The sequence below is a fragment of the Cohnella sp. GCM10027633 genome (assembly GCF_042675445.1).
Classification (GTDB): Bacteria; Bacillota; Bacilli; order Paenibacillales; family Paenibacillaceae; genus Cohnella.
This window is the reverse complement of record NZ_JBHTGV010000010.1, coordinates 39,331-53,910: the sequence shown is the minus strand read 5'-3', so window position 1 is coordinate 53,910 and position 14,580 is coordinate 39,331. Positions and strand designations below refer to the sequence as shown.

17 protein-coding genes are annotated in these 14,580 nt (G+C 52.0%); 16 read left to right on the top strand and 1 reads right to left on the bottom strand.

What is annotated here, in order from left to right; all coding sequences use genetic code 11:
- Nucleotides 1–50 precede the first annotated feature (50 nt).
- Together ACFQZG_RS19965 and ACFQZG_RS19960 are read left to right on the top strand one after the other, a co-directional pair.
- Nucleotides 51–1,808 (top strand): ABC transporter ATP-binding protein, encoded by a 1,758-nt coding sequence (locus ACFQZG_RS19965; protein ID WP_378155696.1) that lies wholly within the window; start codon nucleotides 51–53, stop codon nucleotides 1,806–1,808.
- Nucleotides 1,789–3,645 (top strand): ABC transporter ATP-binding protein, encoded by a 1,857-nt coding sequence (locus ACFQZG_RS19960; RefSeq protein WP_378155889.1) that lies wholly within the window; start codon nucleotides 1,789–1,791, stop codon nucleotides 3,643–3,645. The genes ACFQZG_RS19965 and ACFQZG_RS19960 overlap by 20 nt, the downstream gene beginning before the upstream one ends.
- Before the next feature lie 3 nt (nucleotides 3,646–3,648).
- On the opposite strand, the gene ACFQZG_RS19955 is transcribed toward ACFQZG_RS19960, so the two are convergent.
- Complete coding sequence (locus tag ACFQZG_RS19955) at nucleotides 3,649–4,197, bottom strand: L,D-transpeptidase (protein WP_378155694.1); 549 nt, start codon at nucleotides 4,195–4,197, stop codon at nucleotides 3,649–3,651.
- A 99-nt stretch (nucleotides 4,198–4,296) separates the two neighbouring features.
- On the opposite strand from ACFQZG_RS19955, the gene ACFQZG_RS19950 reads away from it, so the two are divergent.
- The 14 genes from ACFQZG_RS19950 to ACFQZG_RS19885 all read left to right on the top strand — a co-directional run bounded on the left by ACFQZG_RS19950 (nucleotide 4,297) and on the right by ACFQZG_RS19885 (nucleotide 14,568).
- The gene (locus ACFQZG_RS19950; RefSeq protein ID WP_378155692.1) at nucleotides 4,297–4,548 is read left to right on the top strand and encodes a DUF6953 family protein; all 252 of its coding nucleotides are present in this window, start codon (nucleotides 4,297–4,299) and stop codon (nucleotides 4,546–4,548) included.
- Nucleotides 4,549–4,757: 209 nt separating this feature from the next.
- Nucleotides 4,758–7,352: a protease-associated domain-containing protein gene (locus ACFQZG_RS19945; protein WP_378155690.1), complete on the top strand. Its 2,595-nt coding sequence runs from the start codon at nucleotides 4,758–4,760 to the stop codon at nucleotides 7,350–7,352.
- 178 nt (nucleotides 7,353–7,530) lie between these two features.
- Nucleotides 7,531–8,241, top strand: coding sequence for a metallophosphoesterase family protein (locus ACFQZG_RS19940; protein WP_378155688.1), 711 nt, complete (start codon nucleotides 7,531–7,533; stop codon nucleotides 8,239–8,241).
- Nucleotides 8,242–8,260: 19 nt separating this feature from the next.
- Entirely contained in the window at nucleotides 8,261–8,752 is a 492-nt protein-coding gene (locus ACFQZG_RS19935) for a GNAT family N-acetyltransferase (RefSeq protein WP_378155686.1), read from the top strand.
- Nucleotides 8,753–9,766: 1,014 nt separating this feature from the next.
- Complete coding sequence (locus ACFQZG_RS19930) at nucleotides 9,767–10,054, top strand: nucleotidyltransferase family protein (RefSeq protein ID WP_378155684.1); 288 nt, start codon at nucleotides 9,767–9,769, stop codon at nucleotides 10,052–10,054.
- Nucleotides 10,051–10,404 carry a HepT-like ribonuclease domain-containing protein gene (locus tag ACFQZG_RS19925; protein WP_378155682.1) on the top strand — a complete coding sequence of 118 codons (354 nt, stop codon included), beginning with the start codon at nucleotides 10,051–10,053 and terminating at the stop codon, nucleotides 10,402–10,404. Before ACFQZG_RS19930 ends, ACFQZG_RS19925 begins: the two co-directional genes overlap by 4 nt.
- Nucleotides 10,404–10,736: a DUF3024 domain-containing protein gene (locus ACFQZG_RS19920; protein ID WP_378155887.1), complete on the top strand. Its 333-nt coding sequence runs from the start codon at nucleotides 10,404–10,406 to the stop codon at nucleotides 10,734–10,736. The genes ACFQZG_RS19925 and ACFQZG_RS19920 overlap by 1 nt, the downstream gene beginning before the upstream one ends.
- A gap of 12 nt (nucleotides 10,737–10,748) precedes the next feature.
- The gene (locus tag ACFQZG_RS19915) at nucleotides 10,749–11,021 is read left to right on the top strand and encodes a hypothetical protein (RefSeq protein ID WP_378155680.1); all 273 of its coding nucleotides are present in this window, start codon (nucleotides 10,749–10,751) and stop codon (nucleotides 11,019–11,021) included.
- A gap of 392 nt (nucleotides 11,022–11,413) precedes the next feature.
- Nucleotides 11,414–12,193 (top strand): hypothetical protein, encoded by a 780-nt coding sequence (locus ACFQZG_RS19910; RefSeq protein WP_378155678.1) that lies wholly within the window; start codon nucleotides 11,414–11,416, stop codon nucleotides 12,191–12,193.
- Between the two features lie 25 nt (nucleotides 12,194–12,218).
- Nucleotides 12,219–12,380 (top strand): hypothetical protein, encoded by a 162-nt coding sequence (locus ACFQZG_RS19905; RefSeq protein WP_378155676.1) that lies wholly within the window; start codon nucleotides 12,219–12,221, stop codon nucleotides 12,378–12,380.
- Nucleotides 12,381–12,384: 4 nt separating this feature from the next.
- Nucleotides 12,385–13,095, top strand: coding sequence for a metallophosphoesterase family protein (locus ACFQZG_RS19900; RefSeq protein WP_378155675.1), 711 nt, complete (start codon nucleotides 12,385–12,387; stop codon nucleotides 13,093–13,095).
- 19 nt (nucleotides 13,096–13,114) lie between these two features.
- On the top strand, nucleotides 13,115–13,606 hold the full coding sequence (locus ACFQZG_RS19895; protein WP_378155673.1) for a GNAT family N-acetyltransferase: 492 nt from the start codon (nucleotides 13,115–13,117) through the stop codon (nucleotides 13,604–13,606).
- A 37-nt stretch (nucleotides 13,607–13,643) separates the two neighbouring features.
- Nucleotides 13,644–14,075 carry a hypothetical protein gene (locus ACFQZG_RS19890; RefSeq protein ID WP_378155671.1) on the top strand — a complete coding sequence of 144 codons (432 nt, stop codon included), beginning with the start codon at nucleotides 13,644–13,646 and terminating at the stop codon, nucleotides 14,073–14,075.
- Between the two features lie 37 nt (nucleotides 14,076–14,112).
- The gene (locus tag ACFQZG_RS19885; protein ID WP_378155670.1) at nucleotides 14,113–14,568 is read left to right on the top strand and encodes a DUF2569 domain-containing protein; all 456 of its coding nucleotides are present in this window, start codon (nucleotides 14,113–14,115) and stop codon (nucleotides 14,566–14,568) included.
- The last annotated feature ends 12 nt before the right edge of the window (nucleotides 14,569–14,580 follow it).

Below are 14,580 nucleotides of genomic sequence, written 5' to 3'. Positions count from 1 at the left end.
TTAAGGTGAGCATAGACTCAGCATTTTCGGCGAAAGGGAATGGCTTGGCTATGCGGACTTTTTTTCGTTTTCTAGGTACGTATCGATGGTCGGCCGGCATGGCGATCGGCTTCATGCTGATCGAGCTGTTCGCGGAGCTCATGCAGCCGTTCTTGATTGCTAAGATCATCGACGAGGGCATCGCGAAGCAGGATCTGTCGGTCGTCTGGCTATGGGGCGGCGTGCTGGCTCTCGGGGCGCTGACGGCGTTCGCGGCCGGCATTACAAGCTCGTTCGTCGCGGCGCACGCGAGCCAGAGCCTCGGCTATGACGTGAGGGAGGCGCTCTACGCCAAAGTGCAGGGCATGGCGTACGCCGCGTTCAACCGGTTCGCGACGTCGTCGCTCATCACGCGGCTGACGAACGACGCGACGCAGTTGCAGGACGTCGTGTTCATGGGGCTGCGGTTCTTCCTTCGAATGCCGCTGCTCGTCGTCGGCAGCATGATCATGGCGGTGACGGTACATGCGGAACTCGGGCTGCTGCTCGTGGTCACGGTTCCGTTGCTGATCGTATTCGTCATGTGGGTCATGAAGAAGGCTTCGGTGCTGTTCCGCAAAGTGCAGACGAGGCTCGATACGCTCAACGGCGTCATGCAGGAAAATTTCACGGGCATGCGGCTCATTCGGATTTTCGTGCGGAAGGACGTGGAGGGAGAGCGCTTCGCCCGAAGGGGGCGCGAGCTGATGGACAGCTCGGTGTCGGCGATGCGGCTGACAGAGTTCACGCAGCCGTTCATTCTGTTCCTCATGAACGCTGGCATCATCGCGGTGCTCTGGTTCGGACACAAGGACATCGACACGGGAAGCGCGACGCTCGGGCAAGTCGTCGCGATCGTCAACTACTCGCTTCGCACCTCGATCGCGATGTCGATATTCGGCTCGATCGTCATGACGGTATCGCGGGCCCGGGCTTCGGCTGTCCGGATCGAGGAAGTGTTAACGACCGAGGAGAAGGATGCCAAGGGCGCTTCGAATGCGGGCTCGGGCGTCGAGGGACTCGTCGGAAGCCTGTCGTTCGAGAACGTGACGTTCCGTTATCCGGAAGCGGGCGCGCCGTCGCTGGAGCAGGCGACGTTCCGCGTGCAACCCGGACAGACGGCCGCAATCATGGGCGCGACGGGCTCGGGCAAGACGACGCTCATGCAGCTCGTCATTCGCTTCTATGAACCGGACGCCGGCGTTATTCGCATAGGCGGCGAAGACGTACGCGATATCGATCTGCAGAGACTGCGCGGATCGATCGGTTACGTGCCGCAGGAGGCGCTGCTGTTCACGGGGACGATCCGGGACAACATCGCGTGGGGCAAGGAAGACGCGACGATGGCGGACATTATCGAAGCGGCCGAGCTTGCGCAGATTCACGAGACGATCGTGAAGTTCCCGGACGGCTACGACACCCAGCTCGGCCAGCGCGGCGTCAACTTGTCCGGAGGGCAGAAGCAGCGGCTGTCGATCGCGCGGGCGCTCATCCGCAAGCCGGCGATGCTGCTGCTCGACGACAGCATGAGCGCGCTCGATACGCGTACGGAAGCGGCGCTTATGCAAGCGCTCGGCCGCTTGTCCGGCACGACGACTCTGCTCGTCACGCAGAAGATCAGCGCCGCCTCGAAGTCGGATATGATCTTGCTGCTCGACGACGGCCGACTGCTCGCGCAGGGCAGCCACGAGGCGTTGCTTGCGGAATCGCCGCTCTACCGGGCGATCTACGAATCCCAGTCCGGAGAGGAGGCGGCGCGGCATGCGGCAGATTCGGCAAGCTTTAAGTGATCCTTTTCGCTATCCGCGTCCTTCGAGCTTCATGGTTGCGGAGGAGTCGAAGGAGTCGGGCCAAGGCGGAAGAGAAGGCGTACGCGGAGGTCCGCAGAAGGAGCAGAAGGCGAAAGACTGGCGGAGCACGCTCGGACGCATTTGGCAGTATCTCGCGTACCGCCGATGGCAGATCGGCTTCGTGCTGCTCTTGGTCGTCGTCTCGACGTGCTTATCCTTGCTCGGTCCCTATCTGATCGGGATGGCCGTCGACGACTACTTGGAAGGACCCGGCGGCCAGCCTTGGGTCGCGTTCCTCATCGGCTTGTCCAGCGTCTACTTGCTCGGCTCGGTCATCGGCTGGGCGCATAACGTCTGGATGATCGGCATCGCGCAGGAGACGGTGCTGCGGATGCGCCAGGATCTGTTCGACAGGCTGCACCGGCTGCCGATTCCGTTCTTCGGGAAGCGCCGGCAAGGCGATCTGATGAGCCGGATGACGAACGACATGGACAACGTCAGCTCGACGCTCGGCAGCTCGGCGATCCAGCTGTTGTCGAGCGTTCTCATGCTGACCGGCACCGTCGTCGTGATGCTTCGGCTGAGCTGGATGCTGACGGTACTGACGTTCCTGATCGTGCCGATCATGTTCTACGGCATGAAGTGGATTACGAGACGGACGGGTTCGCTGTTCAAGGAGCGGCAGCGGCACCTCGGCGAGCTGAACGGCTACATCGAAGAGACGCTGTCGGGACAGCGGATCGTCAAGGCGTTCTCCCAAGAGGAGCGCGTCATGCGGGAGTTCCGGGAGCGCAACGGCATGATCCGCTTGGCCGGCTTCTGGGCGCAGTCGATCTCGGGCTTCATTCCGAAGCTGATGAACGGGCTGAACAACTTGAGCTTCGCGATCGTTGCGGGCCTCGGCGGCGTGCTCGCCATCCAAGGCAAGGGCGTCACCGTCGGTACGATTATCATCTTCGTCGAGTACGCGAGACAGTTCACGAGGCCGCTCAACGATCTGGCGAACCAATGGAATACGATGCTGTCGGCGGTCGCGGGCGCGGAACGCGTGTTCGAGGTGATGGACGAGCGGGAGGAGAGCGCGGACGAAGGAGGGGCCGCCGAACTGACGCAGGTGCGGGGCGAGGTGGAATTCCGCGACGTGTCGTTCGCGTACGACGAGCAGGCGGGACAGACGCTCGCCGGCATCAGCTTCCTGGCGAAGCCGGGGGAGACGATCGCGATCGTCGGACCGACCGGAGCGGGCAAGACGTCGCTCATTCAGCTGCTCGCGCGGTTCTACGATGCCGGCGGAGGCAAGATCTTGGTGGACGGCCACGATATTACGGCGATCAAGCGGGACAGCTTGCGCTCGCATATGGCGTTCGTGCTGCAGGACTCGTTCCTGTTCGAGGGCACGATACGCGACAATATTCGGTACGGCCGGCTGAACGCGACGGACGCGGAGGTCGAAGAAGCCGCGAAGCTCGCGAACGCGCACGGTTTCATCGCGCGTTTGCCTGGCGGTTACGAACACGTCCTGAAGGGAGACGGGAGCGGCATCAGCCAAGGGCAGAAGCAACTGCTCGCGATCGCGCGGGCGATACTCGCGGATCCTTCGATTCTCGTGTTGGACGAGGCGACGAGCAGCATCGATACGGTCACGGAGATCAAGATCCAGGAAGGCTTGTACCGGCTAATGGAAGGCCGCACGAGCTTCGTGATCGCCCACCGGCTGAACACGATTCGCAAGGCCGATCAGATTCTCGTGCTGAAGGATGGGCGGATCGTCGAGCGGGGCACGCACGCGCAGTTGCTCGCCGTGGGCGGGTACTATAGCGGTTTGCATCAGGCGTGATGACTACTTTTGAATCAGCACCGGCGTCTTCGTCGCGACTTGATCGTACAGCCAGCGGACGTCCTCGTTGTGCATGCGGATGCAGCCTTCGCTGACGTACTTGCCGATCGACTTCTCGTTGTTAGTGCCGTGGATGCCGTAGGCGTAAGACACTTTGCCGTTCTTGACGACCTTCAGGCCGAACCAGCGGTCGCCGAGCGGGTTGCGCGGATCGCCGCCTTTGATCTTGCCTTTGTAATAAGGGCGGTTCTTGATCTTCTCGACGATGCTGAACAAGCCTTCGGGCGTGTAGGACGGCTTCAGGCCGGTCGCGACGGGGAACGACTTGACCAGCTCGCCCAGCTCGTAGAAGTACAGTCTGTTCTGGCTCTTATCGATGACGATGAATTGCTCGTGCTTGAAGTACTTCTCGGCCAGTTGGTTCGTCGCCTCGGTCTTCGCGCTCGCCGCGGCCGTCGCCGCGTAAGCGGGCGCGCTCAGGGCGAAGGATAGACACAGTACGACGAGCAACAAGGTGAGCGTGCGCAGGCGCGCAGGAACGAAGACGCTCATTGGACGGTTGCCTCCCGCAATTGGTATGAAACTATATATGCGGGATATATTGGCAATATGATGCGTTTAACATATTTTTAAGTTCGGGGGCATATACTCATGAGTTATACGGCGGACGAGGTTGCCGCGTGGATGTTCGGCAGAATGCGAGACGCGGGAATGCTGTACCAGCGGGAAGCGGTGGAGCATATTCGGGCGCATTACGGAGAGTCGTTCATCTACGTGAACGAGGCCGGCCACGAGTCGATCGACAAGGAAGTGAAGAAGGCGTTCAAGAAGATGCACGGCGGCAAAGCCGCCTGGGACCGCGACGGCTTCTTCTGGGGCTGGACTTCGGCGATTAAGGTGTAGGTAGATTGATCGGGTGCTAGAGAATAGGGAAGACCCGTGCGGGCGCGCGGGTCTATTTGTTTTTGCTTGTAGGAGTTAAAAACTTCCAATAGAATAGAGAGTGTTTGTGTCGTATGACCATTGCGTCGAACGCAGCCTAAGGAGGAATTCACATTCATACTCGTACTTACATCAAGCCTCTCATTGTCGCATTGGCGCTCGTTCTTGCCATGTCATCGATAACGTGGCCTTCGCATGCCGTTGCTCAGCCATCGACGCCAAGTTATGCGGAGCAAGGACTTATTCAACAATTGGCGGCTAGCGAATATGCCGGCCGGCAAGCCGGAACGCCGGGTTATGCCAAGGCCGTGACCGCCATTGAATCCCGGATGAAAGCGAACGGCATGTCTCCCGTCTTCGGCAACGGGAAGTTCCGTCTGAGTTCGGCCGCGGAAGTAGCATCGTTAACGAAGGAACAAGTGTCAATCAACGGAAAGACGTTAACTCTTATGAAGGATTACATGCCTTACTCCCGGACCGCCGAAGGCAGGTTTGCTTTCTCCGACGTCTATGATGCTGGCGCGGGCAAGGCTGGGGACTATAAGGGGAAAATCAAGGGAGTTGCGCTGTTCCGATGGTTCGACAAGGACGGTAAATTCCCGGAAGGCGCTTTGGATCGAATTCAGCGGGCGATCGCCCAGGGAGCAACCGGAGTACTCATTATCGCCAACGGCGAATTAAAGGTAGGCAACTACGAGCATCCGTTAAACGGAGCGAGCTTGAAAGTTCCCGTGCTTTATATTTCGGAAGAGGCCGCTAAACGAGCGGGCTTCTCCAGCGGGTACCAAACTGCCGCGCTGACGAATCAGAAGATCGATATTCAGCTGTCGGTAAGCCGAAACGCTGGTTCTGCGGACAATTTAATCGGGGTCATCCCCGGCAAGCAAGAGAAGGCTGTCCTCTGGGTTACGAATATCGACGGTTTCGGCAGCTTGCCGGACGGTAGATCGTACGAGAGCGCGAAATCAGGATCGGCCGCGGCAGCGATGATGCTAGATATGGCGCGATATTACGCCGGCAATCAACCAGAGTATACGCAGTTGTTCGCGTTCGTCGGGGGTAAGTGGAAGGGGCAAGAAGGAATTTCCGCGCTGGCGGGTCGGCTGAACTTCGATAACATCGCGGCTACCGTCGATCTGTACGCGATGGGGGGCAGCGGCAGAGCGGAAGAGATCAACATTGGTTATACCGATCCGAGCTTCGAAACCTTCGCTAAAGCCGTCGCGAATCGAAGCTATTATAACAACGACTTGGGCAACTCGTTGTCCGGCGTGCTGAAGTCGAAGACCAAGCGACTGTTAATGGTACGGGACAGGGATACTTGGGTCGACGATTCCATGACGGATAAGGCATCCGCGATTTCGCCCCAGAGATACGAAGCGGGCGTGAATTCGCTGCTCGACTTGGCCGATCGAATCATGGTTCAGACGGCGAAGGAAGATTCCGCGCCTTTCGATTACGCAAGTCAGAAGATGACGACGGTTACGTTCGACAGTCCTAAGCTTACGCTCGGCAAGACGCAGAGTAAACATTATACGATCTACGCCGATGAACAATACCGCGGCCAGATTACGCAGGATGTTCTGAAGGGCATGGACGAAACCTACGAACGCATCGCTTATTACAATTATTATCCGAAGTCCGGTCAGAAGATTATCGCCCTCTTCATGAAGGACGGTAACGCGGCGGCCATCATCGCGGGCAGGAAGGATCTGGAGGGTCGTTCGGAAGCGGCCGGAGGCGGCTTCGCGAACGTCAATCCGAAGGACGGTAACATGTATATCTACATGAGATCCGGCCCGGCGTTGGGGACGGTCGCCCATGAATCGAACCATGCGTTGGCTTCCGTAAATCCGTATGCCGGCGATAATTTCGAATTGCAGGAGTGGCAGGGGCAAAGCCATATCGTACGATATTCGTATCAAGGAAGCCAACAGACATACATGACGGACCCTGTCCCGATGATGGACATGTGGTTCAAGAACAACAACGAAGTGTCCGGGCTAACGACGCTCATCTCCGATTACAAGACGGCCATGGATTGGGCGTGGTTCACGAAGCGCGTTCCGAATCCGAAAGGCCATCTCTATACTTACTATACCGCGGGCTCCATGTACGCGTTCTTGAATTACCGGTATGGAGCGGAGGCCTCAAGGCGGGCGATGTATCGTAATTATGAGGACGCAACACGCTTCCAGAGCAATCTGATCGCGGATACCGGGCTGTCGCTGGACGGATTCTTGCAAGCTTGGAGAGATTGGTTCGCCAGTCCGGACGCAATACTCGCATCTTCCGGCAACGGCAAGGCTTCAGGCAAGGAGTTTGATTACAAAATACTGTATACTCTCCCGGAAGGTAGTGGCGGCAACGAAAGCGCAGAGAATACCGGGCAGGGTGCCTTGCCGGGAACTACCGTGAAGGCCGGCGTCCAAGGAAATATTCGATATGCCTACGAATTCGCGAGCAAGGATCTATCGATCGTGTCTCTGAAGTTAGCGCCGGTCAAAACGGGGGCGCAATTCGTAATCGTATACAAGAGCAAAGATAGCAGATATATCAACATCTTCAATCCTCCGCAAGCCGATCGATTGTTGAAGTTCCAAGATCGCGTCGCCAAACCCGTCAAAGGACAAGCGACGATTACGCTGACGCAGGAGGAAGTGCGAACGATGCTCGATGTTGGGCGAGTATCTATTAAATTCGGCAATTTTAACGACTTTGTCTATTTGAACAGCAGCGATTGCGCGAAGTTGTTGAGGCTGTAATAAGAGCAGTAGAACAACGACCGGCATCCATATGGTGATGTCTCCGACTACGTCGGGGACCTCTTTACTTTGGATGTCCACCATCTTGATCTTGCGAGAAGTGTCTCATTTTGTATTTTACTGTATTAAATTCCCATAACGTCATGATATACTCGTAAGCGAACTAGGGGGCATGCCTATGACCAGAATCATCATGATCAGCGACATACATGGCTGCGTTGCCGAATTGAATCGATTATTGATCGCCTTGGATTACAGTCCCGGCAAAGACAAGCTGATGCTGCTAGGCGACTACGTGGACCGCGGAACGAATAGCAAGGGGGCGGTGGACCGGGTCATGGAGCTAGTGCGTCGGCATGGCGCGATCGCGCTGCGCGGCAACCATGATCAGCGGCTGGTCGATCTGGCGAGAGCATCGAACGCCGAGGTCAGGCATAAGTTTCTGGAGCATGGAGGCATACAGACGCTTCGGAGCTATTGCGGCGGAAAATGGGCCGAGATGACGGACGAGGCACTGGAGCAAGCCGTCGAACGGATACGTACGGACTACGCGCATCATCTCGATTTTCTGGCGAGCTTGCCCTTATATGCCGAGGACGACCGCCATATCTACGTGCATGCCGGACTGAATCCGGATTACGAGAATTGGAGAGACCAGTCCGATCGCGACTTCATGTACATCAAGGATGCGTTCATTCAATCCCGTCGAACGTACGGCAAGGTGGTCGTCTTCGGGCATACGAGAACGAAGGACATCCATGGGTCTCCGGACATCTGGTTCGGCGAAGGAAAGATCGGCATCGACGGCGGATGCGCCTACGGCATGCAATTGAATGCTCTTGTCTATCGAGATGGGCGATACGAATCGGAGAAGGTTCGCGCATTGTAAGAAGAAAGGAGCGTCGTCAATGGCCGATTATGCGCATAGGGATTTAGCCGAGCGGGACTTGGAAGCAATCAGCATGTTCCCGACTTCCCGGGATGAATTGTTCTTCATTGGTCCCCGGTTCGTCTATCCGCTCACGCCGGAGCAGATTCGCGAGATGCTCGCGAACCGGGCAAGTCCGACGGTTCTGGTAGACGGCAATGACGCGCCTATCGCTTATGCGAACCTGTACGATCTGAATCCGGAAGGGTCGACTTGCTGGCTCGGCAACGTCATCATTTCACCGGCTTATAGGGGACAAGGCGTTGCGGAGCATTTGCTACGGACGATGATGCACAAGGCTCGAGACGAGCACGGGATCGGCACTTTGAAGCTCTACTGTCATAATACGAATACGAGAGCGTTGCTCTTCTACGTCAAGCACGGCTTCGTTCCGTGCGGGGGCAATGTCGTCGAGAACCGCGAGGGGATCAAAATCGTGGCGATCGAGATGGAGCAACGATTAACGGCATAATGGCTTGACGACTGGTGTTAGAAATAAATAGTGGGGCCTAGCCGATGGCTTGTACGTAGAGTGCGACGTGGCAATAATTGGCGTTATGGGATTGGGTTTCGAATTAAATAAATTAAGTTCAAAGCCAAATGGGTTGGGGCTAGATAATTTAGGACTTGGTCTAGTCTTTGGGGTTGTGTGGATAACTTTCTATCAATATTTCGATATTTGGTGGCTAAATATAATGATAATACCGTTCTTATTGTTTGGATGTTACGGAACAATTCTTGGGTTAATTAATATATTTACAAATCTGTTCACTGGTTCGAATGAATCATTGAAATTAAAGTTGACTATCAAATTGCCGGTTGTCATTGCACAACTTGCCGGATTTATATTAACAGTAATATAAATAATGCAAATAATAAAAGATTTCTAGGGTTATCCTCGAAGAGCGAACTTCTGCTAACACCATATTAACGCTATGGACCGGCATTCGCCGACCCCCGATCCGGACCGAAGCGAAAGATGTATTTCTATGAGGCATTTCAGTATCGGGGAAGTAAATTCAGCCGGACACTTCCGCACCACCTGACCGCATCGCGACCGCCCTTCGGGCTTAAGGCTGTGGGACGTCGTGAATACAATAACGGTATATGAAATTATCGCAAAACAAAGAGTTGTGATCGATTGGAAGAATGGAAAGATATCATTGCTCAAAGGATAAGAGATAGAAACGAAAGAAGACTTGGAATTGAACGTATAGGATAGACCTTTCTGTTGAGCTAAATTCAAGTATTATTTATAAATATTTAGAAGAGGTAAAGGATATAAGAGAAGCCTTAATAAGGTTTATAACAACCAATTTTCTTTTCAATGAATAGGAATAATGTGAGCTGCCCGATATGGCGTTAACTTCATATTACATTAACGTTAGGTGAATTCCCCTTAGAGCATAAGATCGTTTTATCAAAACTGATTTTATGGATTATAATAAGTGTAGAAACCTAAAGTCTTACAATCGAGGTGAGTCGATTGAACAAAGAAGAAATACAAAAAACCATAAATGAACATAAAGCTTATATTGTAAAAGTTTTTTCAGTTGAGAAGATAGGACTTTTCGGTTCCTTTGCAAGAGATGAGCAAACAGAAGATAGTGATATTGATTTATTAGTGGAATTTATGCAGCCAGTTGGCTTTGAGTTTATTGAACTTAAAGAATACCTAGAATCATTGTTTCAAAAACCAGTAGACCTGGTAACGGCAAACGCGCTTAAACCATTCATGAAAGAACAGGTCATGAACGAGGTGCAATTTCAATGAAACGAAAGAGCATACAATTAAATGACATCTTAGAGTCAATAAACAAAATAGAGACTTACACAAAGGGAATCGATTTCGATTCCTTTTGTTTCAATGAAATGATGTTTGATGCAGTAGTAAGAAATCTCGAAATCATTGGCGAGGCGGCAAGAAATACGCCAGATGAAATAAAAATTAAATACCCAGATATCCCATGGAGACAGATGATCGGAGTAAGAAATATCTTAATCCATGAATATTTTGGAATCGACAATACGATAATTTGGCAAATAATAAAAACAAACCTACCGGAAATTAAGCCAATAATCATAAAGGCTCTTCATGAAGAAGGGGATATCGAGGTGTGCTGATGTTAGACGCATTCACTAAAAAGAGACTTGAAAAAATTATGACTGAATATATCGACAAGAAAATTCCAAAGCATATCAGAAATGAATTGAGACTGAATTATAAAATCAGAGGAAACAATCTTACACTTTTTGAAGAACGACCGGCTTTTATGAGCGATCAATGGATAGAAATTGATGTCGCACAATTCCGATTAGATCAAAACAAATGGAAAGTATATTGGAGAGACAGTAAAGATAAATGGCATTATGTTGAGGATATTATTCCTGATCAAGATTTTGAAAAGCAATTAAAAATAGTAGATGAAGATAACAGTGGATTATTCTGGGGGTAACTTGAAAGGGTCATGAGAAAGAAGTACACGTGGATAACTATAGCTGCATTGCTAATCGTATATGTCGTATTCTTCCCTTCTCCCACCGCTGAGATTGCCGTAAGAAAGCAATTACTATTTACCCTTCATCCGATTAAAGCATTCAGTAACTCGATTCACGAAGGTAAAATTAAGAATGACCCCAAGTATGGAGATTTATATGAAGTCGATGGGTTAGATTCATTTATTTATGTGAAGAAAAACGCACTGGGGTGGAAAATCAGTTCAATTGGAACGGGTCCATGATGATTCAAAGCTTTACTCGCAAAGAAACCCCCGATCAGTCGAGGCCACTGAATAACCTAGGTTATTCAGTGGCCTCGCGGGTGCGCGGGTCTTTTTTGCGTTTCGGCTGCACGTGTTGACGAACATGTGCTGCGCGTGCGGTGTGGTGTGACACTATAGGCGTTATTTGTGCAGTAGATGCAAATAGGAGCGATAAGCGGACAGTGGAGACGTTAACGTCATCTGTGCCCGTGAAGGATGGGTTGTAAGCTTAGTTGTCGTTTTTTGTATGTTGAAGCGCTCGGTTTCCAATTATCGTGTTATACTAGTTACAAAAATACCCAAACGATTGCGGAATTACTAAATAGTATTTTGTTAAAATGCGATGCCGGTTATAAAGGAGCCATTCGCAATTGGTTAGCAAAGTATTTATGAACGTAAATTACTCTTTGCTATTGTTCTGGTTAGGAATTATTTGCCTATCCTATTCCAGTCCCGCATTCGCTGTGCTTTTTAGCGCGATACACATATTATTCATGTTTTATTTCCTGGTCATCGCTATCTATTTATTATTCGCTGCGAAATCGCACCAAAAGATGATAGCGATCGTTTTTTTTCTTCCTATTGCTATTTTCATTATCGGGCCTCATCTCCGAGACGAATTTCACCGAATCACGACGATTCCGGACGATACCGTGATTAAGAAATACATTAAGACCGAGCATACCGGATGGAAAGAGATCTTAGATACGTCCGTTGCGATCGCTGACTATGATTCCGACGCGAATAATTTAGATTTGAAGTTAATAATCATGCCCGATATCTTCGTTAAGGACCAGTCGGAAATCTATAGAGATATCGATGCTGCAAGCTTCGCAAAAATCATGATGAACGTGATGTATCTTAATCTTATCGAGTTACCGATAAATGTATCCCAAGTGACGAGGCTCCCCTATACGATAACGGCTTACGGATATTGGGGAGATAAATTAATCATGAAAGCGACTTTTCAAAAAAACGGGAAAAAGTATAAGTTAGTTCAACCCTACCCGTTCGTTTCTTTGGTAGGCTCGGCAAATCGCTTACAGTTACAATATGAGATCGACGGGCAAAGGGGAAGTATTGATCTCATTGTGGAACATGTACCTATCTCTGATTTTCATTTCAACTTAATCAGAGAAAGTCTTAAGTAGCCCTTCCCTTAGAGGAGTTGAACTAATGGCCATAATCTGGGTAGTCTTCATGGTATTCGTAATTGTCGGTCTCATCGGCATCGAGCAAAAGCAAAAGGCAAGATTGAAAAACGACGAAAGAATCATTACTAGACTGGATCTAATTATCAAAGAGATAAATAGCAAGAAACAAGAGGAGCAACAATGAAATAATGAGCAAAATCATCATGATCAGCGACATACACGGATGCAGCGAAGAACTGGATCGATTATTGATCGCCTTGGATTACAGTCCTGGCGAGGACAAGCTGATGCTGCTCGGCGACTACGTGGACCGCGGACCGGATAGCAAGGGGGCGGTGGACCGGGTCATGGAGCTAGTGCGGCGGCATGGCGCGATCGCGCTGCGCGGGAATCATGACCAGCGGCTGGTCGATCTGGCGAGAGCATCGAACGCCGAGGTCAGGCATAAGTTTCTGGAGCATGGCGGCATACAGACGCTTCGGAGTTATTGCGGCGGAATATGGGCCGAGATGACGGACGAGGCACTGGAGCAAGCCGTCGAACGGATACGTACGGACTACGCGCATCATCTCGATTTTCTGGCGAGCTTGCCCTTATATGCCGAGGACGACCGCCATATCTACGTGCATGCCGGACTGAATCCGGATTACGAGAATTGGAGAGACCAGTCCGATCGCGACTTCATGTATATCAAGGATACGTTCATTCAATCCCGTCGAACGTACGGCAAGACGGTCGTCTTCGGGCATACGAGAACGAACGACATCCAGGGGTCACCGGACATTTGGTTCGGAGAAGGAAAGATCGGCATCGACGGCGGGTGCGCCTACGGCATGCAATTGAATGCCCTTGTCTATCGGGATGGGCGATACGAATCGGAGAAGGTTCGCGCATTGTAAGATGAAAGGAGCGGCGCCAATGGCCGATTATGAGCACAGGGATTTAGCCGAGCGGGACTTGGAAGCAATCAGCATGTTCCCGACTTCCCGGGATGAATTGTTCTTCATTGGTCCCCGGTTCGTCTATCCGCTCACGCCGGAGCAGATTCGCGAGATGCTCGCGAACCGGGCAAGTCCGACGGTTCTGGTAAACGGCGATGACGCGCCTATCGCTTATGCGAACCTGTACGATCTGAATCCGGAAGGGTCGACTTGCTGGCTCGGCAACGTCATCATTTCACCGGCTTATAGGGGACAAGGCGTTGCGGAGCATTTGCTACGGACGATGATGCACAAGGCTCGAGACGAGCACGGGATCGGCACGTTGAAGCTCTACTGTCACAATACGAATACGAGAGCGTTGCTCTTCTACGTCAAGCACGGCTTCGTTCCGTGCGGGGGCAATGTCGTCGAGAACCGCGAGGGGATCAAAATCGTGGCGATCGAGATGGAACGGCGATTAACGACATAAACATTAACGGCGTAAACGACGGAGGATAACCATCTGCATGACCATTGCAAGTAAACTCATGGGTACGTTCGTTACGGCGCTAGCGGTCTCGATCTTCATCTATGCGGTCGATTTCGCACCGGAAGGCGGCTACTACTCGCTGCCGATTCCCGCGTTCTTCTTCCTCTTCTCGTTTCTGAGCTTGGTTTCGCTTCCGATATCTCTGTTAATCGATATAGCGAAAAGACGGGCCAAGGGGGTGTTCGACACGCTTATCATCTATGCGGTCGTCAGCGCCGGAGGTTTCGGGGCGGCGGCCGCGGGTTGGCGGCTGGCGTTGGATTTGAGAATGACGCACAAGATGGTTTCGTACGGGTTAGCAACGTTGTTGCTGTTCTTATTATTGGAACACCTATTAAGTACAATCGAACGAAAATCAGAGAGAAAGAGGGATCATATTGGACTCGAACATAGCGAACGAAACGAATAAAGAGGTACCGCCGCCGCTTCGATTAGGGATATCGGGCTTGGGCGGATGGCTTGTATTGGTGCAGATCGGGCTATACGCGACGATTCTGCTTCTGATCGTTCAGTTCTTCAACGATACGCTCCCTGCTCTGCAGTCCGAAGAGTGGGATTTACTGACGACCAAGGGCTCCGAGCTCTATGATCCGATGTGGCAGCCCGTGTTAATCTTCGAGATAGCGGCCAACGTACTTTTGCTGCTTATGAGCTTCTATTGCCTCTATAATCTTTACCGCCGCAAGTCGATCTTGCCGAAGTTGATGATTATTTTCTATAGCGGGAGTCTGGCGGCCGGCATTATCGATTATGCGCTGTTGAATCAGATCGCTCTCGTGAAGGAATTTGATTTGCTCGACGCGGATATCATGAGGGATAACGTTAGGGCAGCCATAACGTGCGCTATCTGGATTCCTTATTTCATCAAGTCCGAACGGGTGCAGAATACGTTCATTAGATAAGCATTAATAGAA